General features: G+C 40.7%; 31 protein-coding genes, 1 tRNA gene and 1 pseudogene. 6 read left to right on the top strand and 27 right to left on the bottom strand.

What is annotated here, in order from left to right; all coding sequences use genetic code 11:
• The 17 genes from Q5866_RS12830 to Q5866_RS12750 all read right to left on the bottom strand — a co-directional run.
• Positions 1–1,246, bottom strand: a 1,246-nt coding sequence (locus Q5866_RS12830; RefSeq protein ID WP_303180634.1) for a terminase large subunit, incomplete at its 3' end; no start/stop codon positions are given.
• A gap of 2 nt (positions 1,247–1,248) precedes the next feature.
• Positions 1,249–1,716: a phage terminase small subunit P27 family gene (locus Q5866_RS12825; RefSeq protein WP_303180633.1), complete on the bottom strand. Its 468-nt coding sequence runs from the start codon at positions 1,714–1,716 to the stop codon at positions 1,249–1,251.
• Between the two features lie 255 nt (positions 1,717–1,971).
• Complete coding sequence (locus tag Q5866_RS12820; RefSeq protein ID WP_303180632.1) at positions 1,972–2,877, bottom strand: tyrosine-type recombinase/integrase; 906 nt, start codon at positions 2,875–2,877, stop codon at positions 1,972–1,974.
• Complete coding sequence (locus tag Q5866_RS12815; protein WP_303180631.1) at positions 2,852–3,088, bottom strand: hypothetical protein; 237 nt, start codon at positions 3,086–3,088, stop codon at positions 2,852–2,854. The genes Q5866_RS12820 and Q5866_RS12815 overlap by 26 nt, the downstream gene beginning before the upstream one ends.
• Entirely contained in the window at positions 3,072–3,977 is a 906-nt protein-coding gene (locus Q5866_RS12810; protein ID WP_303180630.1) for a phosphoadenosine phosphosulfate reductase family protein, read from the bottom strand. The genes Q5866_RS12815 and Q5866_RS12810 overlap by 17 nt, the downstream gene beginning before the upstream one ends.
• A 12-nt stretch (positions 3,978–3,989) precedes the next feature.
• Complete coding sequence (locus tag Q5866_RS12805) at positions 3,990–4,160, bottom strand: hypothetical protein (protein ID WP_303180629.1); 171 nt, start codon at positions 4,158–4,160, stop codon at positions 3,990–3,992.
• A 10-nt stretch (positions 4,161–4,170) separates the two neighbouring features.
• Positions 4,171–4,404 carry a hypothetical protein gene (locus Q5866_RS12800; protein WP_303180628.1) on the bottom strand — a complete coding sequence of 78 codons (234 nt, stop codon included), beginning with the start codon at positions 4,402–4,404 and terminating at the stop codon, positions 4,171–4,173.
• 44 nt (positions 4,405–4,448) lie between these two features.
• Positions 4,449–4,715: a hypothetical protein gene (locus Q5866_RS12795; protein WP_303180627.1), complete on the bottom strand. Its 267-nt coding sequence runs from the start codon at positions 4,713–4,715 to the stop codon at positions 4,449–4,451.
• 4 nt (positions 4,716–4,719) lie between these two features.
• The gene (locus Q5866_RS12790) at positions 4,720–4,953 is read right to left on the bottom strand and encodes a hypothetical protein (protein ID WP_303180625.1); all 234 of its coding nucleotides are present in this window, start codon (positions 4,951–4,953) and stop codon (positions 4,720–4,722) included.
• Entirely contained in the window at positions 4,937–5,143 is a 207-nt protein-coding gene (locus tag Q5866_RS12785; RefSeq protein WP_303180623.1) for a hypothetical protein, read from the bottom strand. The genes Q5866_RS12790 and Q5866_RS12785 overlap by 17 nt, the downstream gene beginning before the upstream one ends.
• On the bottom strand, positions 5,112–5,453 hold the full coding sequence (locus tag Q5866_RS12780) for an HNH endonuclease signature motif containing protein (protein ID WP_303180622.1): 342 nt from the start codon (positions 5,451–5,453) through the stop codon (positions 5,112–5,114). The genes Q5866_RS12785 and Q5866_RS12780 overlap by 32 nt, the downstream gene beginning before the upstream one ends.
• Before the next feature lie 5 nt (positions 5,454–5,458).
• Positions 5,459–5,704: a hypothetical protein gene (locus tag Q5866_RS12775; RefSeq protein ID WP_303180620.1), complete on the bottom strand. Its 246-nt coding sequence runs from the start codon at positions 5,702–5,704 to the stop codon at positions 5,459–5,461.
• A 105-nt stretch (positions 5,705–5,809) separates the two neighbouring features.
• Positions 5,810–7,195, bottom strand: a complete 1,386-nt coding sequence (gene dnaB, locus Q5866_RS12770) for a replicative DNA helicase (protein ID WP_303180619.1) — start codon at positions 7,193–7,195, stop codon at positions 5,810–5,812.
• The gene (locus Q5866_RS12765; protein WP_303180618.1) at positions 7,167–7,988 is read right to left on the bottom strand and encodes a Lin1244/Lin1753 domain-containing protein; all 822 of its coding nucleotides are present in this window, start codon (positions 7,986–7,988) and stop codon (positions 7,167–7,169) included. The genes dnaB and Q5866_RS12765 overlap by 29 nt, the downstream gene beginning before the upstream one ends.
• Positions 7,985–8,200, bottom strand: coding sequence for a hypothetical protein (locus Q5866_RS12760; RefSeq protein WP_303180616.1), 216 nt, complete (start codon positions 8,198–8,200; stop codon positions 7,985–7,987). The genes Q5866_RS12765 and Q5866_RS12760 overlap by 4 nt, the downstream gene beginning before the upstream one ends.
• Positions 8,201–8,210: 10 nt before the next feature.
• Positions 8,211–8,531, bottom strand: coding sequence for a hypothetical protein (locus Q5866_RS12755; RefSeq protein ID WP_303180614.1), 321 nt, complete (start codon positions 8,529–8,531; stop codon positions 8,211–8,213).
• 18 nt (positions 8,532–8,549) lie between these two features.
• Positions 8,550–8,732 (bottom strand): ArsR family transcriptional regulator, encoded by a 183-nt coding sequence (locus tag Q5866_RS12750; RefSeq protein ID WP_303180612.1) that lies wholly within the window; start codon positions 8,730–8,732, stop codon positions 8,550–8,552.
• Positions 8,733–9,346: 614 nt separating this feature from the next.
• On the opposite strand from Q5866_RS12750, the gene Q5866_RS12745 reads away from it, so the two are divergent.
• The 4 genes from Q5866_RS12745 (at position 9,347) to Q5866_RS12730 (ending at position 12,386) form a co-directional block, all read left to right on the top strand.
• On the top strand, positions 9,347–9,739 hold the full coding sequence (locus tag Q5866_RS12745) for a hypothetical protein (RefSeq protein ID WP_303180611.1): 393 nt from the start codon (positions 9,347–9,349) through the stop codon (positions 9,737–9,739).
• 120 nt (positions 9,740–9,859) lie between these two features.
• On the top strand, positions 9,860–10,525 hold the full coding sequence (locus Q5866_RS12740) for a S24 family peptidase (RefSeq protein WP_303180609.1): 666 nt from the start codon (positions 9,860–9,862) through the stop codon (positions 10,523–10,525).
• Between the two features lie 155 nt (positions 10,526–10,680).
• Entirely contained in the window at positions 10,681–11,895 is a 1,215-nt protein-coding gene (locus tag Q5866_RS12735) for an ImmA/IrrE family metallo-endopeptidase (protein WP_303180608.1), read from the top strand.
• Between the two features lie 2 nt (positions 11,896–11,897).
• The gene (locus Q5866_RS12730; protein WP_303180607.1) at positions 11,898–12,386 is read left to right on the top strand and encodes a hypothetical protein; all 489 of its coding nucleotides are present in this window, start codon (positions 11,898–11,900) and stop codon (positions 12,384–12,386) included.
• 158 nt (positions 12,387–12,544) lie between these two features.
• Here Q5866_RS12730 and Q5866_RS12725 read toward each other — a convergent pair.
• From Q5866_RS12725 to Q5866_RS12705, 5 genes and pseudogenes are all read right to left on the bottom strand, one after another.
• Positions 12,545–12,858 (bottom strand): annotated as a pseudogene (locus Q5866_RS12725) (helix-turn-helix domain-containing protein).
• A gap of 13 nt (positions 12,859–12,871) precedes the next feature.
• Positions 12,872–13,216 (bottom strand): type II toxin-antitoxin system HicB family antitoxin, encoded by a 345-nt coding sequence (locus Q5866_RS12720; protein ID WP_303180605.1) that lies wholly within the window; start codon positions 13,214–13,216, stop codon positions 12,872–12,874.
• A 14-nt stretch (positions 13,217–13,230) separates the two neighbouring features.
• Entirely contained in the window at positions 13,231–13,491 is a 261-nt protein-coding gene (locus Q5866_RS12715) for a type II toxin-antitoxin system HicA family toxin (RefSeq protein WP_270593671.1), read from the bottom strand.
• A gap of 89 nt (positions 13,492–13,580) precedes the next feature.
• A complete protein-coding gene (locus tag Q5866_RS12710) occupies positions 13,581–14,930 on the bottom strand; it encodes a phage integrase SAM-like domain-containing protein (protein ID WP_303180604.1) in 1,350 nt (449 codons plus the stop codon).
• Between the two features lie 139 nt (positions 14,931–15,069).
• Positions 15,070–15,142 (bottom strand) — tRNA-Thr (locus Q5866_RS12705).
• 180 nt (positions 15,143–15,322) lie between these two features.
• On the opposite strand from Q5866_RS12705, the gene Q5866_RS12700 reads away from it, so the two are divergent.
• Positions 15,323–15,832, top strand: coding sequence for a phosphatase PAP2 family protein (locus Q5866_RS12700; RefSeq protein ID WP_303180603.1), 510 nt, complete (start codon positions 15,323–15,325; stop codon positions 15,830–15,832).
• A gap of 114 nt (positions 15,833–15,946) precedes the next feature.
• A complete protein-coding gene (locus Q5866_RS12695) occupies positions 15,947–18,778 on the top strand; it encodes a TonB-dependent receptor (protein ID WP_303180601.1) in 2,832 nt (943 codons plus the stop codon).
• 45 nt (positions 18,779–18,823) lie between these two features.
• Here the strand turns inward: Q5866_RS12695 and Q5866_RS12690 are convergent, their stop codons facing one another.
• The 5 genes from Q5866_RS12690 to lgt form a co-directional block, all read right to left on the bottom strand.
• Entirely contained in the window at positions 18,824–21,403 is a 2,580-nt protein-coding gene (locus Q5866_RS12690; RefSeq protein WP_303180599.1) for a glycoside hydrolase family 2 protein, read from the bottom strand.
• The gene (locus Q5866_RS12685; RefSeq protein ID WP_303180598.1) at positions 21,396–23,030 is read right to left on the bottom strand and encodes a beta-N-acetylhexosaminidase; all 1,635 of its coding nucleotides are present in this window, start codon (positions 23,028–23,030) and stop codon (positions 21,396–21,398) included. Before Q5866_RS12685 ends, Q5866_RS12690 begins: the two co-directional genes overlap by 8 nt.
• Before the next feature lie 61 nt (positions 23,031–23,091).
• Positions 23,092–25,191, bottom strand: coding sequence for a KamA family radical SAM protein (locus Q5866_RS12680; protein WP_186975671.1), 2,100 nt, complete (start codon positions 25,189–25,191; stop codon positions 23,092–23,094).
• Between the two features lie 232 nt (positions 25,192–25,423).
• Positions 25,424–25,897, bottom strand: a complete 474-nt coding sequence (locus Q5866_RS12675; protein ID WP_303180596.1) for a nucleoside deaminase — start codon at positions 25,895–25,897, stop codon at positions 25,424–25,426.
• Positions 25,898–25,914: 17 nt separating this feature from the next.
• Entirely contained in the window at positions 25,915–26,751 is an 837-nt protein-coding gene (gene lgt, locus Q5866_RS12670; RefSeq protein WP_099292750.1) for a prolipoprotein diacylglyceryl transferase, read from the bottom strand.
• Positions 26,752–26,775: the final 24 nt, after the last annotated feature.

Genomic DNA, 26,775 nt, shown 5'->3' with positions numbered 1-26,775 from the left:
CCTCTGTTACCGTGATAAATCCTTGTTGTACCCACAACCTGTAATCCACCCGATCTGCTTTTTGCTTCACTTTCGCTTCCGGAACCCAGAAAAACAAACGCAAAACTGGATGTTTCAAAGCCGGGAAAAACAAAGCCAAGGCTGTTATATCATCCGTACTTGATAAATCTAACCCGGCATAACACTCTTTCCCCCTCAAATCCTCGTCCGTTGTGCCAAAATTATTCGCTTGAATCACGTCATCTGGAATCCACACCGTCGGGGCATCTACCCACATGTTCAGATTCTTCGTTTTAAACTCCAGTTCTTTGGATGGATCGTTCAACACCGCGGTAAATTCGCTCTGCATAAACTCGGGTTTCACCGAGATACCAAGGTTAGGAATCGCCTTCCCCCATTTGCTGGAATCTTTCCAGTCATCCCCCTCGTCCATGGAGAAGATCATCACGAATCGGTCGTGCTGAACTTTCGCCCCTTTCAAAATCTCCACGTTTACTTTTCTCACCCCGAAACAAGGCAGGGAGAGATTCAAGCCCGCTGTCGTGATAATAAAAATCAAGGGTTGGCGCCTTGCACCCATACCGGAACGAATCACGTCATAGATTTCAAGAGTAGGCCATTTATGAAACTCGTCAATGATCGCCCCGTGAGGGTTAAAGCCATCCTTGTTTTTCGTATCCTTGGAAAGAGGCTTGAAAGTTGACCGAGAACTTTCCACCGCAATCGCCTTCTTGCTTAACAACGTCCGCTTCAACAAGGGTGTAGATTGCTCGATCATTGCCACCGCCGCATCCCAACACACCTTCGCCTGCTCTTTGTCAACCGCGGCACTAAACACCTGTGCCCCTTGTTCATCATCCAAATAAAGCAAGTACAACCCGATCCCTGCCGCTAACAAGGTTTTACCGTTTTTGCGGCTTACCTCCACGTAAGCGGTATTAAACCTTCTTACTCCACCAACCTTTTTCCAACCGAAAAGGGAAGCAATTATAAAACACTGCCAACCTTCCAATATCAATTCTTTACCCGCCCATTCTCCTTGATAATGCCGTAAGAGGGTAAAAAAAGATAACGCTTTCATTGCCGCTTTCTCGTCCCAATAAATTCCCCGTTCCACGGAGTATTTTAGATCATCAAGATGGCGTTGTACCGCCAACTTTTCCAGTACCCCTGCATTTCGTTCCCCGGATAGGACCTCATCAATGTACCGTTGCATTTTCTTTACATATTCCTTCCCTCTACCCATGATTACATTTCGTTTATATTATCAAACTCGTCCTTTTCTTCTTTCGGTTTTTCCTTCACCTTACTTGCTGAAGCCGGAGTTACACCCAACTCACACGCCAACCGGATGGCATTAGCGTAGTACTCGTTCGCCATCTTATCCAAGGGGTTCCGGTATTTCTTTTCGCCAAACTTCGTGTACTCCGTCAATATCCGCCCCTCGTTTTCCAAAACTTCTTGCGCCTCCATGTATTTTCCCATCTCCCCGGCATACATTATCACGGCGTTTATATTTACCACATCAAGGATTCCTTTTTCCGCCAATTGTTGTGCAGTGATCTTGTATATCCTTTTCGAGTGGTTATTGAAGTACTTCGGGGGATTGGGAATTTTTGTTATTCTCTCGAACCTCACTTCATCCCTCATCCGACAAGGTTGGTCCGTTCCTTTCAACACTTTAAGTTCATTCGATATTGGTTTTCTTCCTGCCATATTACCCCCTTTCTTGAAAACTCTCAATTTTGCACGTACACAAAAAAGGGTTTGCGTGTGGTCTTAAGGTTCTACCTAAAAAGTTTTTTACCCCCCTACCCCTAAACGAGTTAAAAAACGACCTCTTTTGATAGATTTCATCTATAATATTTTCCATTTTAACAAATTTTAAATCTACATAAAATTATATCTTTAATAACCATTGACTATTTTTTCAACGTGAATAACAGTTTATCTTATCGTTTTTAGCACTTCTTAGAACAATTCATCCAACCGTCGTATTGCTGCATTATCCATTCGCTTCTCGGCGTCTATCGCCCTTAAATAGACTCGTGTAGTTTCTATGCTCGCGTGTCCTAGCATCTGTTGTACATCATAAATACTTGCCCCAGCTTTGAGGGATAGAATCGCGGCGGTATGCCGAAGAGAATGACAAGTGTAATGTTTGTCATCCAATCCTATTAGACATAGATACTTCTTTACCATACGAGATATAATAAAGTCGCTTAATCCTTGGCTAGCATAACCTTTCTTATGAGTGATAAACAACGGGCTATCCTCGTTCATACTGTTGCGACAAACAAGATAATCATGTATGACATCCAACACCTTATCCGTTACCCCGATACTGCAACTCTTATCAACCTTCCCCTTGCGTTGTAAACGAATTAACGCACGTTCCCCGTTCGTTATATCCCCGACTTTCATCCGGCAAACTTCAACACGCCTAACACCAGTACGCACCATCAGGGACACGATAGCATAATCCCTTTTACCCACGATTGTATCCCTATTAATAATCCCGAGTAATTGCTTCACCTGTTCTGTTGACAAGTATCCTTTCCTGTACTCCCTATCTTTCTTCGGCGATTTTATGCCTAACGCTATGTTATCTTCATAAAATCCTTGTTGACAAAGAAAATCAAATAATTTCCGAACTACCGTGAGATACAACCCGATCGTGTACACGGATAGTTTCTCGTGCAACATATCTGACTTGTACCGGAGAATATCAGATTTCTTTAAGTGATAGAAATCAAGTCCATTTATAACTACCCAACGAGTGAAATAGTTAATAACCGACTTGTACTCCTTGCGACTTAAATCATTCACATCCTGATAGCTTAAAAATTCGCTAATTATCTCGTTTATTGACTTCATTTCCAACCTTCTCGTATTCTATCCTTACAATCTTCCTTAATACTCTCATTCCCCCACAGATGGTGCATATCACGCTATCGTATTCACGCTCTCGATCATTCCATTTTTTCGTGTAACCCTCGCCCCCGCAATGGGGGCAGATTACTATCTTCGTGTATATCTCCCGCTTCGCCATGCTACCTAATTGAATCATTTTACTCGCACAATCCATGATACAAGCTCATACAGGTGTACCCACCTTCCGGCTCGAACATATCTTCCATTCCCGCGTCATCCCGGTTCACGTAATCAAACACTTCTTGAACGGTAGGATATATTTTATTTTTACAAAATCTCACGGGTATGTATCCCGGCGCAAAGAATGACGATCCTTTGAGAGTTTCCATTTTCATCCGTTGTTCCGCTTCCATCAATCTCCTTGCCCCCCATTCGTCTTTACTGATTAACTTCACTTCTAACCTGCGACACATTACACACGGGTAACATCCTACCCGGGAAAATCCTTTACGATACAAGGGATTAGGTAATTGTCCAGCGGCAAGAATATAATCTATCACATTTTGCCCAGACCACCGGAATACAGGACGTGATACACTTGCATCGTTTTGTGCACACCATTTTAGCACGTCTTTTCGCCTATAATCTTGTTTCCAAACCTCTATTTTTTTCCCTTTACGCGTCTTTTTCACTCGCTCGTGATACTCCCCGAAGTAATTACACTCGTAAGGAAGTTTAGAACGCTCTTCACTTTCTTGCGCCCTAACTCCCTGTATTATTAAACAAGATTCATTCAACGAAAGTATGTAATCAATCATCGGTTTTATTTTCAATTCCGATGTACAAAATCGACGTTGAGAGGATGGGAACCGTGACCGCTTAATTGCCATATCAACAAAATCTGTATATTTTCTACTTTTCAAGATAACCAATTTCACCCTCATTTTTCGACAAGTACCCGTTACATGTTTATACGTATCCGGATGTTCCCACCCCGTATCGCAGAATACTGCTTCTATTTTATCTGATCCGTATTCTTGCACGGCTTTAATCAGGCACGCTTGGCTGTCCTTACCACCGCTAAAACTGACTAATATTTTCATGGTTCAAATCGTTTAAAAATAAATTGGATTTTCCATCTGAATAATAAATGTTTTGGCTTCATCTACCGTTTCAAAATCACGCCAATAAGCGATATTAACCCAAAACGGGAAATACCACCTCCAACATTCAACTTTGTAATATTTTCCAATTTCGCTCGGAACAATTCTATATTTCTTTTTCATGATTAAATCACTATTTATAGCTTAAAATTTTCACTTTATACATCACACCACCTAGCAATACATCAGACGGCAATATCCACCACTCGCATTCTCCATAAAGTTGCAAAAGCCGCTGAATACGATTAATCGTGGATTCATAGAAAAATTTACCATCAATCGAGATAATATTACCCACCACCCGCAGTAATAACTTTTCTTCCTCCACCACTAAACTTATTTTCTGGATAAAATCTTTGTATTTCATACCCCAAATAATTTTTTACTACCGTGTATCATAACACTTTGCTTTCATCTCGTCATACCATCCAGCAAGTCTTGCAATTTATTGCCTGAATTTTTTTCCATGTCGCGTAACACTTTACTAATCGCCAATGCCGCGAATGTCATTTTAGATTTCACGACATTTCCCCCCATCTCTTCAAAACCCAACTTCACGGGTTCCTCTATCATTTTTTCCCACATCTCGTCCGTCAATTTCAATCCAAGCAGAAAACAAGTTGATTGAAAACTATCCCTATCAAGTTCCATTTCTAGCTTAACCTTTCTCTCTTCCATGCGCTTACTTGTTTATCATGTTAATTTTATACCCTGTATCCTTCAAAAACATCTCTATAGCCGAAACGCTCGTTCTCTCTTCTTTCCCCACCTTGAACGTTCCGGAAATATTTCTTTTGTTACTCCATTCGGCAAAAGCCTTCGTTTTCAAGTATTTTCCCAGTAATTCAATATACTCGCTCGTTGGCATCTCTTTTCTTTGCCCGGATGGATTTATCAATTCAATCACCGAGATCATAAGCCGTGTCGTTTATCGTGTTTACCATTGTCAACTTGCCGGACGACACGAGATTCTCGATAGCAACCAAAACCCTCGCTCTAACTTCCGGAAGTAAATCCTTGTAATACAACACGTGTGTAGGTACAACCCCACGCTCCGCCTTGCTTTGTCGTACTTCATCGATTACTTGTATCACGATCTCTTCCATTTAACATTTTTTTATCCCGGTTACCTTTCTCGATATTGTGTCGCTGACAGATTGCCTGCCAATTCTCTTTATTCCAGAAATCCCCGCATAACGGGAAAGGAATAACGTGATCCACCACCTCCGATTCATGAATGATTCCTTCCGCCTCGCACAACTTGCAAAGCGGGTGTTCAGCCCTGAACGCCCGGCTTTCTTTCGTCCACCGGGACGTGTGATACTCCGGGGCACTTCTAACCCGGCGTTGCATCTTGTCGTTAGGCACTCGTTCGGGTACCCACGGACGCTTTTGTGGTTTAGGTTTTATTGGCATTTCTGTTATTTTATTCGCTTGTAAATAACGCTAGTATTATCCTCCCGTTGGTTAGCGAAACAAGACGGTACAACACCGTGACAATTACGCGGCGTGGCACCTCCCTTGAGCGTTTTCGTGACATCCCGTAAATCACAAAAATCACACGGGGAGTCCATCGAATTTCCCACCTTCTTTGCCACGATAACCATTCTCTCGCCATTCACGCTCACTTCGAAAGGTTCGTTCACTTTATTTTTCGATTTTATCATCACGCTTGATTTTATCGTTTTTATTCGTTTTAAGCAATTATATTTTCAAACCAACTACTTGTATCAAAACACCCAAAACAACATCCTAAAATCAAGGAAAAACACCTAAAACGGCATTCCTCCCTTGAACGGGTAAAACTTCGTCATACTCGGGTTGTGTCTAAAAAAAACATATCCCGTTTTCCCGTCCCTCTGTTTCGCCACGATCAACACCCCGACTCCTTTGGATGAAACCCGAGAATTCCCGTATTCAATATCTTCGATCTTGTAATACCCCGGGCGATACAAGAGGCAGATAACATCGGCATCTTGCTCTATCGAACCCGATTCCCGTAAATCCGCCAACATTGGCTTTTTGTCCGTCCTTTTCTCGCATTCCCGGTTCAACTGGGAAAGCATCACGAACGGAACTTTCAGTTCCTTAGCGATGATCTTAGCCGTCCGGCTGATATTAGAAACTTCCTGCTCCCGGTTACGGTTATTCTCAACTTGACTCCCTGTAAGCTGCAAGTAATCCACGACAATCAACCCGCATTTCCCCTTCTTGTGCATCAGCCGGGAGTGGTTCCGGATGTAGTTTATCGTTACCGAGGGTTTATCATCGATGTAAATCGGTAACCCCTGCAATCTCCCGGCAGCCTTGTGCAAACTCTCTATCTCCATGTCTGTCAACTCCCCGCTCTTGAAACGTTCCGCCGATATATCACACTCCGACAACAGCAACCTATTCGCCAATGACACGTCAGACATCTCTAGCGAGTACACGCACGCCGGGATTCCATTTCTCGCCGCCGCCTTTACCATGTTCAGCCCCACGGCTGTTTTTCCCATGCTCGGGCGTGCCCCGATCACGACAAACTGCCCCTCTTGCCATCCCCCCGTCATCTCGTCCAGCTCCATGAATCCCGTCGGTATCCCGGTAAACACTCCTTTTGCCCGGTTATCCCTTCTAACCTCGTAAGCCTCCAACGCCCCTTTTATCACGCCCCGGACGTGCTTCATCCCTCCCTCCCCGGCAACGATAGCGTTTATCCGGTCGATTTCCCCGTTAACGCCATCCATTACGTCAGCCACGTCAACCGCCGGATCATGGGCAGAACGTTTTATCCTGTCGCACGCCAACATCAATTCACGAGCGATATAACGTTGCTTGATAATCCGGGCGTGTTCACCGATATTCGTTCCTCCCGCTACCAAAGACGTCAACCCCGACAAGTAATGCATCCCCCCGTTATCCTTCAACACGACGTTATTCAGCATCCCTTGCGCCACCGTCAATAAATCCACCGGGCGATGAGAGGAATCCAACCGAACAATCTCGTTAAAAATCTCCCGGTGCACGGGAAGGTAAAAACAATCTGCCTGCAAAATCCCGAGAACCTTCGACAAGGCACCCGGTTCCACCATTATCGCTCCAAGTACCGCTTTTTCCAGCTCGATCGCCCGGGGCAACACCTGTTCCTCAATCGAATTTAACGCTTGTCCTTTCATTCTCGCTCGTGTTTAAAGATTCTACACCCGGGAACTCCGTTTCCCATCTACGCTGGTTCAACCAAGTTTTTAGATTGGCGAACGAGGGGACAAATTCACCCCGCTTTACCGCTTGTTCTCGCCAAGCGATTAATTTCTCCAAAGCCGGAAGCAAAACGGGAACGATTTCCCCAACGTGCCCCTTGTATTTTTTCACGAACTCGTTGAACTCGGTATCCAACCCTCGTTTCGATCCGGGATATTGCTTCCGGAAAATTTCAAACTTTTCTTTAAGGGAAGAAAGATCAACTTCCCCTTTAGGGGAGCGAGGGGGATTTTCTTTATTTATTTCTTTAATATATATATATTCTTTCTTTTCCTTTCCTTGTATAACTCCGTAATTCGAAGGTAATACGTTCGTATTACAATCGCATTTCTCGGGCAATTCCTTGACTTTATTCCATCTTGCCTCTATAGCCTTTTTAGCTGCAAGTGAACGTCTTAACCTAGCTCCATCCCACTCGCTCATTCTCCTCACCAAACTCTCGCTAAGAAACACTACCCCACCCTCAACAACAAATAATTGGTACCCCCTAATTACTGCCTCAATTTTTTGGGGGGTGGTATTATATTTTCTCGCGAGGGAGGGTAATAACGCCAACGGATATTTGTAATCCGCTTGATCTCGCAACACCTCTATCAGCATCCAGTATATGCCGTATCCCTCCATTCCCAGTTGATCTATCAACAAGGCACATTTCGGGTCATCTTTGGCGTTACTGTCATGCGTGAAATAATACGCATCTTTACTCATACCTGTAAACTTAATGTATTATCAACTTTAACTAATACGTCACATCCTATCCCTATCGCACACCCATCCTTTGTCCCCCTCGTCCACGGAAGTTCAGCGTCAAGCGTTCCCAACAAGTGATTGTACCTCCTTATCGGCTTCTCGTTGTAAAACTTTTGGCTTAACATTTCCTTCCGGAAATTCCGATCCATGTTGTATTTTTTCTTTTTCATAATACCGGTATTAGATTTCTGATTCTCGTTCATGTTGATAAAACTCGCACCTGTTCATTCTCTCGGACAAAGCAATCAAACGAGCAACTTCTAAACGAATCCTACAATTCCGATCCCCATCTTTAATCTCGGGAAGAAGCTCCCACTTTATCCAACTATCCACTACATCTCTCCCGTATATCTTGTATGCTTTATTTTTAGATATAAACGGGGCAGCATCACCTCTCTGCACGAGAGTTTCATGGACGGTAAGCTTCACGTCTGCAACCCTCTTGTCTAGAGCTGCTTTAATTTCTTTTAACTGCTGGGCAGTATATTCAGCTTGAGTCATAATTAAATAATCCTCACGTTAAATTACTCGCCTCCTTCTTTTTATTTCAACTCCACCAAGAGAGATGGCTTCCTTACGAACCTTTGTTGCCAAATCACTCTCGACATAACCTTTTAATGCAAGACGAACAGATTGAATTGTACATCCACACATTTTGGATAATTTTGTTACATCCCCGTACCTAACTAGAATTTCGTTCATTTCGTTATGTTTTTTAAGTATTAATTATTATGTTTGCAAATCAGTTCAAACATTTTCAAGTTGAATAGTAACTTGATTGTTAAGTTTGATGATGCAATATTACTGAATTTAATTCAGTAATCAAATACAAATACAGAAAATAATTCTGTATTTGTATTATTTAACAAAACAAAATGTACTTGAGAATATACACTAAAGTATAATTAAACAAATGAAAAAAACAAGAATACCTATAATAAAACACAGTAATACTAAACAAAGAATTAATAACACTTTTAATTCTTTTAAATCATATTCATCAATTTGCATCATAACCTACTAAAAATTAAACATATGAATGATAAAGTTTTTATTATATGCGTTGAACTTAATAGCCTCCATTCCATCACTACATTTGAAAACATGCTACGTTTTTTAGGTAATTACCAAAAAATATTACCAAACATTTATGCCATAAAACGTTCTCAATCCGAAACAAGTACATCTCTAAAAAATTATATACTACAACGTTTTTCAAACAATTGCCAAATTTTCATTATAAAATCAAGTATTGATGCATCATGGAACCTACCCATAAATATTGATAGCTGGTTGAAAACGAATATATAGGTATCATGGAAGATGTCAAAAAAAACGCCACACAACAACAATTAGAAAACAATCCAAATCTCGTTTCGGGAGATACTGGATATAAATCTTCTACAATTTGTGTCAATAGAATCGGACAAATTATTGTATATGAAGTAACAGATGCAGAACTAACTATTTTAGAAGAAGGCGACAATGGAGGTATATACTTAAATGTATCTATTGCTTTATTTTCTATATGCATAACCCTACTCACATCAATAGCAACGTGCGAATTTAAATCTGCAATAATAAAAGGTTTTTTTATTGCTTCTATTGCGATTTCTTTAATTATTGGAGTAATATTTCTAATCTTATACTCAAATTCAAGGAAAAAATCCAAAGATATGTATAAAAAAATAAGAAATAGAAACGAATAAAACACCTTATTACATCCCGACAATCATATATAGATTATCATAAAACATATTTCAACAATAAAACATCCATAAAACCATTTGTAATGGTACATCAAGTAAAAATACAGAAAATATTTCAGCATGACAACAAAAGAACGACTAATTTCATTTCTTCAATATCTAAAAATCAGCCAAGGTGCTTTTGAAAAAAAAGTTACTTTATCGACAGGTTTTGTGAATAATGTCGGAGATAGTATCAGAAAATCATCCCTTGAAAAAATAACGGCTATCTATCCTCAATTAAATACAGCTTGGCTTCTTACTGGCGAGGGTAATATGTTAAAAGAAGACACAGAAATTCCACACGTGGAAGAAGCAAGTATCGGCATTCCCCATATTGAGTCCGTAGAAGCATATTGCGGTCCCAGTCAAGGCTTTGATGTTTCCGTAATGAGAAAAGAATGTCCCGTTTACAATATCCCGGGAATGGAAGGAGCAGACTTCACGATTCGAGCCAAAGGACGAAGCATGATAAATCGTGAATACCCGGATCGTAGCGTCAAAGAAGGTGATTACATCGGGTGTGTTAAATGCCGTTCCGGTGTTGTTCGGTATGGCGAAGTTTACGCTTTAGCTACTTCCGAGGGTGTTATGGTTAAAATCGTACAGGAATCAGACAGAGAAGGCTATTTACTATTAGAATCTTTCAACAAGGAAGAAGGCTTCAAACCGTTTTACTATCCTGTTATAGATATTCACGACATGGCGTTAGTCGTGGCAGTGGCAAGTATCAGTAGATGGGCGTAAATACAAAACCAACTGATAATCAACAAATAAACAAAACTTTTAATACCAATATAAATCTCTACACAACAACAACCATTTTATTGACCACAAAAGGACAATAAAATAGCAGTATATGTTATATTTTTTCGTATTTTTGTCCACAAAAGGACAATACTATGAAATTACGGGTAATTAGAAATTTGGAAAATAGAGACATTGATCAACAAAAATCAATTCGAGATTTATTATATGATTATTCTGTAGAGCACAATTTATCCATACTTGCACTTTCAAAAATTCTTGATATTGATAGAAAAACAATAAAAGGAATAATGAATGGTTCTGTGACAGATTATAAAATCAATCATGTATTAAAAATAATGAATCTTTTCAATCTGGACTCAAAAGATTTCATGCTATTATGTACATCCAATATGTCCAAAGAAGAATTAGAGCAAGTAAATAAAACCAAAAAAATAGCATTCCTCTTGAACAATTTTGATCTAGAGGGGCTAAAAAAGTGTAAGATTATACATTCTATAAACCAATACGAAGATATCGAAAAAAGATTATGTGAATTTTTAGGCTTAAGGTCCATTTTCGATTATGGTGGAATAAACTCACTTTCTCCATTATATAGTAAATCCAATCACGGAAAAAATATCTCCAAACAAGAGAAAATGTTAAACTTCTGGCTAACATGCGCCCAAGAAACATTTTCAAGAATAAAAAATCCATATCAATACAATCGCGAATTTCTTATTGAATTTCTCAAGCAAGCAAAAAAATATACGACAGACACCAAAAACGGCTTCACGCTCGTTCTTTGCGTTTTATATCGTCTTGGAATCACGGTGCTAGTACAATCATATCTAACTCAAACCACGGCTTATGGCGTAAGTATGCTTGTAAACAACAAACCTTGTATAATCGTAACAGATCTTGGTAAAAGATATGATAAACTATGGCACACACTACTCCATGAACTCTATCACATCATAAACGATTACGAATACATCGAAAAAACTAATATTCATATATCAGACGCTGAAAATAAAGATATATTTGTTTCTGAAGAGGATGCAGATCAATTTGCTTCAGATGTATTACTCGGTCCAAAAACATTTGCAATTGCAGAAAAAGTAATTCAAATACCTTACAAAATTGATGTTATTGCCCAAAAAAGAGGAATCCACAATAGCATTATATATGGGCAATACCTTGACAAATTACCTCAATACAAGCAAAAAGAAGGCTTTGCCAAATACTCAAAATATTTATTAAAATCCGATATTGCACTAAAGAATATTATTTACAAACCAGAAGACTTTAGAACAATTCAAGAAGCAACATCCATATTACAAGAATTTTATAACCACAAAATATCATAACCATGGCAGTACGCAAAGAAAAACTAGAGGATTTCATTAACGCCGCAAGACAAATTGTTGAATCACAACAACACGATCAAGAAAAATTATTATTTGAAATAACTCAAGAAGATGATGCAGAAATAAAAGAACTCACAAAACTTATTGACGCACAAACTATCGAAGACCCAGACAAGTCATACGATTTATTTTATAACGGAATACAAGCTTTTCTATTAAAGATACTTCCCCAAGATACAAAAATCAGGAAACCAATACTTGAATTGAAATCAATATTCTTATCAGGTAAAGAAAAAGAAAATATCAAATACGGGAAAAGAGGGGCAGATTCACGAATGAGTTATATGGAAAGAATGGAAGATGTCATTGATATTTTAACTCAATGGAGTCAAACACCCAACGAATATTTAAAATTAGCCCACTTATTCCTAGTTAAAAATAAAGAACTTGGCTATATTCCGGAAGATAGAGAAATATCTGATTATATATAGTACCTATTTCGCAAAATAATACAACAGAAGCGAGGAAAAAACAGAAATTTTAATAACTCACCACTTTTACTCCAAGTAAATAAAACCCCGAAACAGAATAACTGTAACGGGGTTTCTTTTGTTAGGGAGTGTCCATGACTTTCTCGACTTAGATACCTTTACATCATCGGTTTTACAATATCAAATCTCAAACCGGGAGCATCAAGGATTCGAAGAAACAACCCGACACCCGGTTCTATAATTTCATTTTCTATCTTAGATATATGAGATTTATTCATTCCTATTTTTTTAAGCAAGTTCTGTTTGTATCATTTTTTTCTTGCTTCCTTGCATCATGAATAATCTGTCCCACACAATAAGCACAAGCCTCTTTACGAAACTCTTCCCGTTCAGGACTTCCTACCTTACCGTATTGTTCATCCATCCATGCATCCACATTGTAAATATCTTTACTAATTTCTTTCAAACTCATAATAGCCCGATTCTTATTGATGTGCTAATTTAAGTTGCTCTTCTAAAGCTTGTTTGATATACCCGTTTATAGTAGTCCCAGCTTCCTGCGCAAGCATGGCAATCTTACTATGAATTTCTGGTGAAATTCGAATATTCAAAGTCCCACTATAAGGCTTACGAGGTTCCATCCCGTCAGCCACACAACCTGCAATGTAATTATCAATACCAGCCTCAAAATCTGCACGTAATTCATCAATAGTATTCCCCTCGTAAAGAATCAAATCTTTACTCATCCCGAGCACTTTCCCAAAAAGACAATTATCAGCCTTACTATACTCGACGGATCCTTTATAACCTTTGTATTCCAAGTAATCCATAATTTTTCCCGTTTCTATTTTATTAAACCATTACTTTTCAAATGTTGATATACCGTTTTCATCATCCATTCCTTCATTATACTACCCGGATGGGGTTTATGAATATCAATATACTGCCCTGTTTGTTCATTTTTAAATCGAACCCGAGACCCCGAAGTCGCTCCTTTATTATGCTCATAATACCCAAAAATAGATAGTAATTTTAGAGTTTCCTCGTAAGTGAAATCTTTAGGTAGCTTTTTAAAACGTTCAACCAACTTTTCTTTAGTTCCCATATTCTTTATTCTTATTACAAATGTAACTAAATTTAGTTGCAACACAAAATAATATCATCAATATTTTCATGCAACCGTAAAATACTTATTTAATCTTCTGTCTGAAACAACAAATCGATCATTCTTCTATTCGCCAAATCAATCCTTGTAAAATCCTTATCAATATAAACATCAGCCATTTTATGCGCCTCATTCACGTGATTTAAACAAAGATCAATATCATCCTTGGAGATATTCAACACATTTCTTGCTATTGTAGCCCATGAATGACGAACCGAATAAGCCCTCGTGTCTTCCGGTACTAGAAAATTTCGCAATTCTTCCTTTTCTCGCTTAATTTTAGCCTCTTTTATCTCCTTCTCGATACTTTCGTTAATCTCTCGTATAACTTGCTTAAAACCTTTATTCACGGCATTATTGAACGTTGAACTATCTTTATACAATTTATAGAACGAAAATAAATGAACTTTAGCCGGATCAGCATATTTTCTCATCAACCTTTCCACTTCCGGCTCAATTTTTATCGAAATTTCGGCATAATCCTCCCTCCTATCTTTCGTCTTGCTCCTTTGATAAGTTATTCTCCCATTCCTGCGACTTGAATAAGGAATCTTGAACATATCAACAGTGTTCATACCTACAAGAAAAAAAGAGAGCATGAAAACATCTCGGGCAAGATCATGACGTTTCAAACCATTTTCAAGATTCATGATTTTACGAATATTCTCCAAGTAAATATTCTTCTTCTTTGGAGGATTCGGTTTCACTATTTCAAACTTCCGGAATGGGTAATGCTTTATCACGGGATCACCAAGTTCATCATCATTGTAAAAATCGATTGCCTCGTTAAACACCGCACGCACATCCGCCATATAATCATGCACCCCCGTATCTGTCAATGGCTTTCTTTTAGTTGCTACCTCTCGTCCAAATTGATTTATCCTCACGATCGTTCTTTCCGATCTCAAGAATTCCTCGAATCTCTCTAAAAATTTAGATGTGATCTTTACTATATTCAATTCTTGCCCCGCGAAATCAACAAGAGCATTTATCGTCGTCTGAATATGTTTCGCCCGTTTTTCTCGACCAACTTCAAACAACCTAGCAATATGCCTCTTCGCGAAAGAAATAAAATCGATACAACTAACTTCAGTTTGTTTCTTTTTAATGAACTCCACGATATCTTTCACCGTGTAATTGCTCACGTCGTTTCCCAAACCCCGAAGAACGATATCCTCGCAATCCTCTATTTTCTCCAATAATAATTTCAAGAGAATTTTATCCTTTACTTCAAAAGATTTATTCAACTGTTGGGTTACCACGTAAAAATCTGTCTTTAAATATGCAGATCGACGATTATGCGTCACCCGAATTGAAACCGGAAATTTATCATCAACTCTTCGTTGATGCTTTAGTACGCTTATGGAATAAGTAGGCATTTTATCTCTATTTTTCGTAAAACAATCGTAAAACATTGCTCCGTAAAACTACAAATAACGCCGCTTTTTTGTGTAAAAAAATAGGCTAAACCTTCTTGATTTAGCCTATTTTCATGCCTAACTGTTTGATTTTCAGTTGAGCCAATTTGGGGACTCGAACCCCAGACCTACGCATTACGAATGCGTTGCTCTACCAGCTGAGCTAAATTGGCGATAACGGCTGCAAATGTACGACTATTTTTGAAATTTGGAAATGATAAATCATTTTTTTTCGACTTCTTGTTGCACATTTTTTATACATTTGCGGCGACCTTTTAATAATCAACAAGATGAAACAACAGCCTTTCGCAAAAAAAAAATCACTCTGTCTATTTTGCAGCCTATTTTTTCTCTTGAATATAATATTCATCCCCCGTCTAGCAGCCCAAAAGAAAGCGATAGAAACTTCCGGTGATATCATTTACTACGCGACTCCTGTCGCTTGCCTAGCAACAACATTATTGAAAAAAGACTACCAAGGCACTAAACAATTCGTCTTTTCCGCCGTGACCGCCGTGGGAGTAAGTTATATTCTAAAACATACCATTCGGAAAAAACGCCCTGACGGTAGCAATCATCACGCTTTTCCGTCAGGACACGCGACAGTTACTTTTCAAGGAGCCTCATTTATACAACGGCGTTACGGCTGGAAATTCGGAATCCCCGCCTATCTCCTTTCGGGATACGTGGCTTGGACCAGAACTCATTGTGACCGACATGACTGGTGGGACATTCTATGCGGGGCTGCCATCGGTGTCGGAAGTAGCTATATATTCACGAAGCCATACGGAAGGAGCAGCATCTCCCTCTCTCCCACGATTATCGAAAAACGACCGGGAATACACGCTTGTATCACTTTCTAACAAACTTCTAAATTATTTGTTAAAACAGTATTTAAAGAAATCATAAACCCGCCTTTTATTATGGCTGTTCCATAATATTATATCTATTTTTGTTTAAAATAGAAAAGAAAAATCATGTTACACCATATTTTCAAAATAGCCTTTATTTTACTGATGACCGTTAGTCCCGTGTCACTACTGGCTCAAACGCAGGTAAGGGATACGGTAAGAAAAGATACTGTCAAACAACAGGAAAAGAAAACCGTCGTACACACGATTAAAGGTGTTATCGTCGGGGATTCGGATGACGATACATTACCGGGAGCCCATATATACTTGGGAGCCGAAAAGAAACCTACCACGGTAACGGACGCCATGGGCGAATTCACGCTAAAGGATATACCGGCAGGGGAAGTAATCGTTACCGCCTCTTATGTCGGATTCAGACCCACGACCAAAAAATATCTGGTACAAGCGGATACAAACGTGGGAATTATTAAACTTTTACCGGAAGAACTGGATGAAGTTGTTATCACGGCAAAACCGCCTCTTATCATCCAAAGAGGCGATACAACCGAATTTAACGCGGCAGCCGTGAAAGTCCCGGAAGACGCGGAACTGGAAGATTTATTAAAAAAATTACCGGGGTTTGAACTCGTGGACGGCAAACTCATGGCAAACGGGGAAGAAGTCAAACGCATCTATATTGACGGCACGGAATATTTCCTTGATAACCCGATGGCAGCCCTACAAACCTTACCGGCAAATATCGTTTCTAAAATCAAGATGTTTGACGGAAAAAGTGAGGAAGCGAATTTCTCCGGTTACAATGACGGTAAGAAATTCCGCTCTTTGAATATTGAAACCAAGAATCCGGATCAATTAAAAATATTCGGTAAAGCCGGATTAGGTTACGGCATATCGGATGATGTCGAAGATTCTTTCAAAAACAACAACTACAATCTGGATGCGAACGCGAACGCGTTCAATCGTAAACGCAGATTCTCTATCCGGGGAAGTTTGCGTAACACGAATCAAGGTTCGGATTTACCTAACGCCTCTTACAAGGGAAAAGGGGGACACAACAGGGGTAAAAACTTCGGCATGGACTTTTTCAATACTTTCAAAAAAGGTCTGGAACTAACCGGCGGTTATAGTGGTAGCGATAACGAATCCTACTCTGCCAGTTCTACCCGACAGGATTATTTCCCATCAGAAAGTTACCAAAGTAAAATTTACGAGAACGAGAATCACTCTTGGTCCGAGAGTTCCAGCCATAGCGTCAATACCCGCTTCAGTTATGAAATCAGTGAAAAAGACAGGATCAGCTTCTCCCCGTCATTCTCGTTACGCAAATCGGATAGCCGCTCCATCAGATTGGGAAATAGTATTCAAGACGGTGATACATTAAATATCACAAATGCCAAAAGCCAAAACCATAACGATTCTTATTCTTTCGGTGGAAATTTCTCGTGGATGCATGGGTTTGCCAAAAGAGGACGGACATTAACGATAAACGGAAATATAAATGTCAGTGACACGAAAAGCGACGGGATACAACAAGACAGTAGTATTATCAACAAAAGAGATACTTTGCGTAACCTGCTCAACAGTACAAAAAGCTTTTCAAATTCATTAACGGGTTCCGTATCCTATTCCGAACCTTTGACCGAACACGCCCGTTTATCTTTCAATTACTCGTTAAGCTACAGTCAGGACGAATCGGATAAAGAGAGTATATCTTATAAAGACGCTCTTTTTACCGAAATCATAGGTATTGACACCTCTCTCACGAACAAAATCAGTAATACCAGAATAAATAACAATATCGGGGTCAATTACAACTATTACAAAGAAAAATTCTCGTTCAACGGGGGTGGTTCCATTAATTTATCCAGTGAAGAAAACAAATACGAGTATTTAAACGCCCCGGATTCACTCGTGAAAAATAATTACTTGAATCTTTCTCCTCAATTCAATTTCAACTATTCTCTGACAGAAAGAAGCAATTTAAACTTTAGCTATAATGGAAATACAAGTTCACCCAGTGCAAGTCAACTGCAAGATGTATTGGACGTCAGTGATCAGTTAAGTGTATCCAAAGGTAATCCCGATTTGAAAAAAACATTTTCACAATCAGCCTCTCTCAGTTTCAGCAGTTCAAAAATTTCAGAAGAAAAATTCAACTTTCTAAATGTAGGGCTTAATTTCAATAACTCGTTCAATAATATAGCCACCGCTACCCAATTTATCGAAAACGATACGATTATCAATGGTTACGAGATATTGCGCAGAGCCCGGCTTTCCACGCCTATAAACTTAAATGGTCAATGGAGTATCTCCATGAATTCCAGTTACTCGTTCGGGATCAACGCTCTCAAATTAAGATTAAGCCCCTCCTTATCTTACAGTTATTCCAGAAGCCCGTCGATCTACGATAATATCAAGAATATTACCAATTCACACAGGGCCTCATTCAATCTAGGGATCACGAGTAATGTTTCAGAAAACTTGGATTACAATATTCGATCTTCGACCTCTTACACTTCTTCAACAAGCACGACAACGGAAGGGTCCAGTTCTTTCAGTCAATCCGTCAACGCTAACGTCAAATGGGTATTCTGGAAAGAATTCATTCTCGCCGGAGATTATTCTTATAGCTACACGCTAAGTAAAAAAGGCGGGAATATCAACCAATCTAATAGCATGTTAAACATGGAGATCGGGAAGAAATTCTTAAAACGGAAACAACTTCAAGTAAGATTCAAAGCAATGGATTTATTGCGCCAAAGGAATTTATTGAATTACAGCATCCAAGACCTTTACACGCAAACCAGATACAGTACAAATACCCAGAATTATTACATGCTGACGATATCTTACCGCTTTAACACGATGGGAAGTAAAAAAGCCGATAGAAAAAGAGCAGGAGAAAACTCTCCCCCGGGATATTTCGGAGAATTTTAATAAAAAACAAGAGCCATGTTCAAAAATATACACGGCTCTTATTTTTTATCGTAGATAACGGTACTGTATCCGTCTTTCAATCTCCGCAAGAGGAATATCTGTCTTCACGTTTATTTTATACGTCCGTCCCGGCAGTATATCGATATAATTATCCGAAAAGAAAGCCGTACTATCCGGCAAAACAAACATCACGTTACATGCCAATTTATCTGCCGTTACCAAAATATACTTTTGCTTCCCCTCTTCCCGAGCCAGAATCGACAATTCCGATTCTTGGGGCAAATTCAAATCTTTATGATACTCGAAATACACGTTTTTCTCATCCACGTTCTTTCCTCCCCCTGTCAAACGAACCACGGCAAAGACATCCTTTCCACTAGCCCCCCGAAGTAAAAAAGAACGCTTCATACCCGTTAAAACAGTTGATGTATTAGCCGGAATTTCAACATTGGACTTCTCCGAATAAATAATTTTCCCCGAGAAATCCATCACATCAACACTCAATTCAGCTTCCACGGGTTGCAAACGGTCGCTGACAACATACACGAGCATACTGTCATTCCGCCACTTCGGGGCAACAATGATCTCTTTAAAACAATCACGCATCACGTAATGCGCCGCTTTCCACTTGTGGTAATAATCCGTGGTCGACCAACTGGCGACAGGCCAACAATCATTCAATTGCCAAACAAGCGAACCCATGCAGTAAGGCATATTCCGGCGATGCGCCTCGATAGCCATTTTCGTCGAAAGCCCTTGCAAGACGTGCGTCATATAAATAAACTGTTCGAAATCAGTCGGAACCCGGTAATACATTTTCATGTAATCCGAAATACGCCCGTTACCGATATAACTCCGCTGATGTGATTTCATCACGTCCGAGTTAATATCATAATCCTCCGGTAAAGCATAGGTACGTATAGTACTCATTTCCGGGAAAGACTGGAACCCGTATTCACTACAAAAACGAGTAGTCACCTCGTCATAACTCTCCAATGGACGGAAACCGTGCCAAACACCCCAATAATGCTGGTCGCCGGAAGTCGTTCCATCCAACCCGTGCTGAGTCGGTTCCGGTCCCGCCATAGGGGAAGAAGGCCAGTAATCGCACCCGGGCATATATTCACTCACCACGCGCGGTAATAAATCGTGAAACACGTCATAATAAGCCTTAAACACGGTATCCTGTTGTTCTTTCGTGAACTGCTGTTTCCATCCCCACCCGCCGGGAGAACCGTGACGCCATGCCAATGCATTTTCATTATTACCACACCACAGGGCTATACACGGGTGATTACGCATCCGCACCACGTTATCAATAGCTTCTTCCCGAACATTATCCAAAAACTCCTTGTTCCCCGGATACATCGCGCAAGCAAACATAAAATCATGCCACACCATAATCCCATACTTGTCACACAATTCAAAGAAAACATCATCCTCGTATATTCCGCCACCCCATATCCGCAACATATTCATGTTAGCATTCGCGGCATCGGAAACCATTTTCTCGTACACCTCTCGATTTGCGCGAGGCAGAAAAACATCATTCGGTATAATATTCGCCCCTTTGGCAAAAACGGGTACACCATTCAATTCAAAACCGAACGATTCGCCCCATTGATCCTTCTTCCGTACCAATTTCAATGATCGCAATCCGGTCGTCACCTCTTTCTCGGCAACAATACCTTCGACACCCGTCACCCGCACTTTAAAAGAATACAAGTTTTGCTCCCCCAAACCGTTACTCCACCACAACCGGGGACTCTCCACCTCAAAAGGCACGGAAACGTTGTTTTCTCCCCGTTCCAAGCTCTTCTTACCGGAAGCCAAGACTCTCCCGTCACTCGTAATCTCAATTTCGACCTCTTGTCCGACATCCGCCTTCACGCAAATATCCGCACTTAAAGTTGCCAACTCCCTCGTGACTTCCGTTTGTTTTATATACACGTCCTCCACTTTCATACCACTCCACGCCTCGATGATAACCGGACGCCATATCCCCGAAGCCACCAAACGAGGTCCCCAATCCCAACCATAATGATAAGGAGCCTTACGGGTGTACACGCTTACCCGATCCTGTCCCATTCCCCCTCTTTCACTTTGATCATTATCTGCCGGCAATCTCAAACCGTAACGCTTCATCTCTTCCAATCCTCTCGCAGTGGGAGAAGCGAGTACAACACGCAATTCATTATCCCCGGCTTTCAATTTACCGGAAACATCAAATTTCCACGTACGGAACATATTATCCGCGGAACCGATACACTCACCGTTCAAGTAAATATCAGCGTATGTATCCAATCCTTTAAAAACAAGATATTGGTTTTTCTTGTTTATCAGCTCATCATCAACCGAAAACTCGGTTCTATATTCCCAATCCTTCTTATCAATCCACTGCAATCCGAGTTCATTCATCCGATAAAAAGGATCTTCTATTCTCCCGTTTGCCAGCAAATCCGTATGCACTGTCCCCGGAACAGTTGCCGGAAGCCAGTCGCCACTATCCTTTTGACGGAATTGCCAACCGGAAGAAACCTCCGTTCTTATCTCTTTTTCCGAAGAGCATCCGAGAATCCCCCCGATGCTACAACAGAAAAAGGCAAACCATAATATCTTATTCATTCGTTTTCGGCTCCTGCAAAATATGTTTGGCAAAATTATATCCCAAGGCGTCATAACGTTGCGTTAACAACTTGGCTCTATTCAAGAAACCCGAATAATCTCTTCGCGCTTGCGGAGTCCAAGCCACCTCTGACAACGCCGCCATACGAGGCAACAACATGTATTGAGCGTGACTGAAAGTCGTGATATACTCTGCCCACAAATTAGCCTGCACACCGATGATTTTTGCTGTCTCCTCGGGAGTCAACCCTTCCGTGGGATCCAAGCTATACACCTTCTCCACGGGTACGTAGCCACCGATACCGAAAGGCTCATTCTCCACCGGTTTCGCTTGATAATAATCAAAATAAGCGTAATCATTCGGTACCATAATCACCTCATTACCCCTCTTCGCTCCGGCTATACCACCGCTCTTACCTCTCCACGACATAACGATAGCAGTCTTGGAAACATCGCCTTCCAAAATTTCATCCCAACCGATAATCCTCTTCCCTTTCGTCTTCAAAAAAGATTCAATCCGGTGAACCACGTAATTCTGCAACTCGTACTCCTCCTTCATATTCTCCTTTTTCATTCGAGCCTGACATTTCTTACATTTTTTCCACTCGTCCCGCGGGCATTCGTCACCCCCGATATGAATGATATCAGACGGGAATAACTCGGCAACCTCGGTCAACACCCCTTCCCAAAACTCAAATGTCTTCTCGTTTCCGGGACAAAAAACTTCTGGGAAAACACCCCACATCTGGCAAACCTCGTAAGGACCACCCGTGCATCCCAATTCCGGATAGGTTGCTAACGCAGCCAAAGCATGCCCGGGAAGTTCGATTTCCGGGATAATTGTAATATAGCGGTCAGCCGCGTATTGAATGACATCTTTTATCTCCTCTTGCGTGAAGAAATACGGCCCGTAAGGCTTCCCGTCATATTTTCCGGTATTTTTACCTATCACGGTTTGTTTACGTTGACTGCCTATCCGAGTTAATTCCGGGTATTTTTTAATCTCGATACGCCACCCTTGGTCATCCGTCAAATGCCAATGGAACACGCTCAATTTATGTAACGCCAGCATATCGATAAAAGTCTTCACTTCATCCACCGTGAAAAAATGTCTACAAACATCCAACATCGTACCCCGGTATCCCAAGCGAGGTTCATCTTGAATCCGTACATTCTGGATTCTTATCTTGTTCATTTTTTCCCCTTTCTCCATCCCGACAGGCATCATCTGCCGCAAACTCTGCATGGCGTAAAACACGGCCTTTGAGCTTCCACCTTGAATATGAATAGCATTCTCACTCACGGTCAACTCATAAGCATCAGCTTTCATGGAAGGATCAACAGTAATGTTCACTGCATTACTCTTGGTACCACCTTTCTCGATCTTTAAAGGTGTCCCGAAAGATTTTTCGGTCAATGTACTAAGGAAAGTACAAGCGGGAGTCAAATCCTCCGCTCCTTGCACAACGTTAATCACCGTTTTCGGGGACAGTTTGAAACCACCATCCTCAACAGCCACACTCTGGGGTTGAGGAATAATATTCACCTCTTGATTAGGTTCTCCGGCACATCCGGCAAGCAAAATAATACACAATACTACGATTGAAACTAAATCGATCTTTTTCATAAACGTATTTTTTAAACACAACAGCCAAGATAGCCTAAAATTTACAAATACGCAATTCTTTTTAAGACTCTATGATCAAATTTGTAAAATCATCCGTGATACCCGTGTATTGCTCCGGATACTCGAACAAAGCGAAGCGGGATTCCGTGTGCCCTTCCGAGTAATGCCATATAGAAAAATAGTCTTCTACCTCCTCTCCTAATTCCTCCAACTGGCGTAAATATGCCGCAATAGATTTATTCTCCACGATATAAATATCCCCGATATTATCCACACCGGGACTATGTCGACGATTCGCGTCCAAGGAAAAACGTAAAATTCGCTTCCCTTGTTTAGTCAAACCGGCTGTCACAAAAGTCATACTTTTTCCTATCCCCGGCAGATTCATCACGTTCCGGTCGGTAGCCAAGAAGGGTTGACCATATTTCTCTAATAAACGAACCAAACCGGGATTCAGCAATTCCGGACGCTTCAATATATCCAACACCTCTTTCTCCAATTCCGGGGACAAACGACCGTATATTTTTTCTTCCTTTACCTCTTGCATGGAGCGACTGTTCGGGGCAAACAGAGCATAGTTCTCACCAAAGCCTTTCACGGAAAAAGTATAATAAGTCAAAATTCCTATTTTGTTCAATTCCTCCCTCAACCTTGCCGTGTGTCCCCGGCGGGATGCCGCCACGGTAAATACGAGTTGATTCGTTATAATCCATCCGGCATCCAGCAAGCGTCGTACCGCACGTACCACATCTTCCGTGATCTCCAACGGCGATTCAAAATGCGTTTGCACAAAAAATTGTTGTATCCCCGCACGAGTGGCTTTCTCCCGAAAACGTTTCAAGACATCAATCAATCCGTCATCAATCCGACTCGGCAAATACGCCAATAAACGAGAACCCAATCTCACCCGCCGGATTTCGGCATATTTCTCTCCTTTAGTCCGCTCCCTGTTAGCCTCCCGTTTATGAACCGCCATCCGGTAAACGGCATCCAGAATTTTCTCCAACGTCGAATTCTGACTCATCAATGCATCACCTCCCGTGATCAAAATATCCCGTAATTGAGAATCATACTCGTAATAAGTCATCAACCGCTCCATCTTTCTCTCCCATCCTTCTATCGGCTTCAAGCGATCCAAGTTAAAATTCAGATGCCCTTTTTGAAAATCATACATCCGTTGGCAAAGAGCGCACAATCCTCCACAAGCACGCCCCATCGAATCCGGAATAAAAATAGCCACTTCCGGGTAACGACGGTGAATATTTGTCGAATTTGGCAATAACCAACCTGCCGCGTTGGGCTTACCGGCTTCCACGACATCCTCTTTCTCCCAAGCCTGAATATGTCCGAAATTCTCTACCAGTTCCCGAGAATAAATCACGTAACTCCGAATCGTGGAATCATCATACCCGTTCTCTTTCACGCTCAACAGGGATAAATAATAAGGCGTCACGAAAAAAGGTATTCCTTTCCGCTTTGCATCATGCAGGATTTGCATCGTTTTGTCAGATAACGTATGATTCAAAAACAGATTCAATTCATCCGGTTCCCGTATTGCCATCGTCAAATGAAATTTATAGTCTTTCCACCATTCGTCTATCAGCCTCATTTTGTCCTCTTCACTCGTTTCCGCGGCAAAACGATAACGGGAATTCATTTTATCCCGTCGCTCTATTTTACGAATTAACAAATAAGATATTCGCTTTCTATTCTCCCGGCGTTCCTCGGCAACATCTTCATCTGTACCCACTTCCCAACGTTCTCTCCAATTCTTGCATTGCTCTTGATCTGACAAAACATCAAAGCTATTTTGAAACTGTTTAAACAAAAAATACCTGTCGATCAAAAAGTCCTGATGCACATCATTATCTTCCCCCCGCAAAGCCTCCCATAACCATTTTATCGGCTCGTACCGGATTTTCTCACCCGTCGAGAAATCATGGATATAACGGGAACGATTCACGAACATGCGAAAAAAACGCCGTATAGAAAGAGGCGAAGGACGTCTGATTAGAGTCGCTCGAATATATTCTTTCAAAAATTGCTCGAAGACTCTCCAATCATCGCTTATCCTTGCGTTATGCAATATACTCGGGAAGTCCTTTTCAAATAAATCTATTAATTCGGTATACGAATATTTCAGTACATTTTTCAGCTCCACGTTCCTCCTATTTCAAAAGTTAAACAAAAACACAACATAAAATGTTGTAGCGTCCGAAAACGCCCTCGAATGCCGAGAAGTGACATGTATTTATACAGAAAGCAAATACCTGAGGTTTACAAATTTAATAAAAAAAGAGAAAAACAGCAAGAAATATTTGGAAATAGGACATAAAAATAGGGCGTATCCTTCTCAAAACACGCCCTATTCATAACTTTATAGAACACAGATTCTAATACTTGATTTTGTTCTTTTCCTCACGCCAAAGCTCAAATTCCTCCCCGGCACCCTCTTCTTTCTCGTTCACGAACGGGATAAAACGTCGCAAACCATCCAACATGATTTCCTTATAGATAAAAGAATCATCAAATCCGCCTTCAGCCGCATCCTCTTTCGTACAAGCATAATAAACAGCTTTCGGACGAGCCCAATAAATTGCCCCCAAACACATCGGACAAGGCTCACAACTGGAATAGATCTCACACCCTTCCAGTTGAAAGGAATCCAAATTTCTACATGCCTTACGAATAGCATTCACTTCGGCATGAGCTGTCGGATCATTATCCGGTACTACCGTATTCCCAGAAGATGCAATAATCTCCCCGCCTTTCACAACAACAGCCCCGAAAGGACCTCCCGTCCCATTCTTCACATTCTCCACGGCAATTCGAATTGCCTCTTTCATGAATCTTTTATCGTAACCCATATTCACTTAGTCATAAATTACTTCGCTTTCAACGGCGTTTTATTTCTCCATACCATATAGATACCCACAAGGACAAAAGGAATACTCAGCCATTGCCCCATATTCAATGTCATCGAAGCCTCGAAAGCCTCTTGATCCTCTTTCACAAACTCGATAAAGAAACGTGCTGCGAAAATCAAGATCAAAAACATGCCGAATAGAAAACCCTGTTTATCTTTCGCGTTCGTTCTCCAATACAAATGCATTAACACGGCAAAACTGATTAAATAACAAATTGCCTCGTACAACTGAGCCGGATGACGAGGTAATTCCGGATTCTCAATCCCATGCCCGTGGATAAAAATAAAACCCCACGGCAAAGTGGTCGGAAGTCCGACTATTTCCGAATTCATCAAATTCCCCATCCGGATAAAAAAACCTGCAAGAGCAATAGGAATCACGGCACGATCCAATATCCAAAAGATTGATTTTTTACTCACTTTCTTGGAATAATACCACAATCCCGCGATAATACCTATCGCAGCACCATGACTCGCCAACCCTTGGAAACCCGTGAATTTAAACGGACTGAGTTGAAATGGCAAAACAATTTCCAATAAATGGTTCTGATAGTATTCCCACCCGTAAAAGAAACAATGTCCCAATCGAGCACCGATCACGGTTGCCACGGCAACATATATCCATAATTTGTCCAACCATTGCTGACTTAATCCCTCTGATTTGAACATCTTCTCTTCTACCTTGTATCCGCAAACGAACGCCAACGCAAACAACAAACCGTAATACCGGATAGAGAAGCCTCCTAAATTAAAAATCTCGGGACTGACATCCCAGTTGATAAATAATGAAACCATAATTATTTCCGATTTAAAATTTAT

It is taken from the genome of uncultured Butyricimonas sp. (assembly GCF_959596855.1).
GTDB classification, from domain to species: Bacteria; Bacteroidota; Bacteroidia; order Bacteroidales; family Marinifilaceae; genus Butyricimonas; species Butyricimonas muris.
Note: the sequence above shows the minus strand (reverse complement) of the source record. Positions and strands in the feature narration are given on the sequence as shown.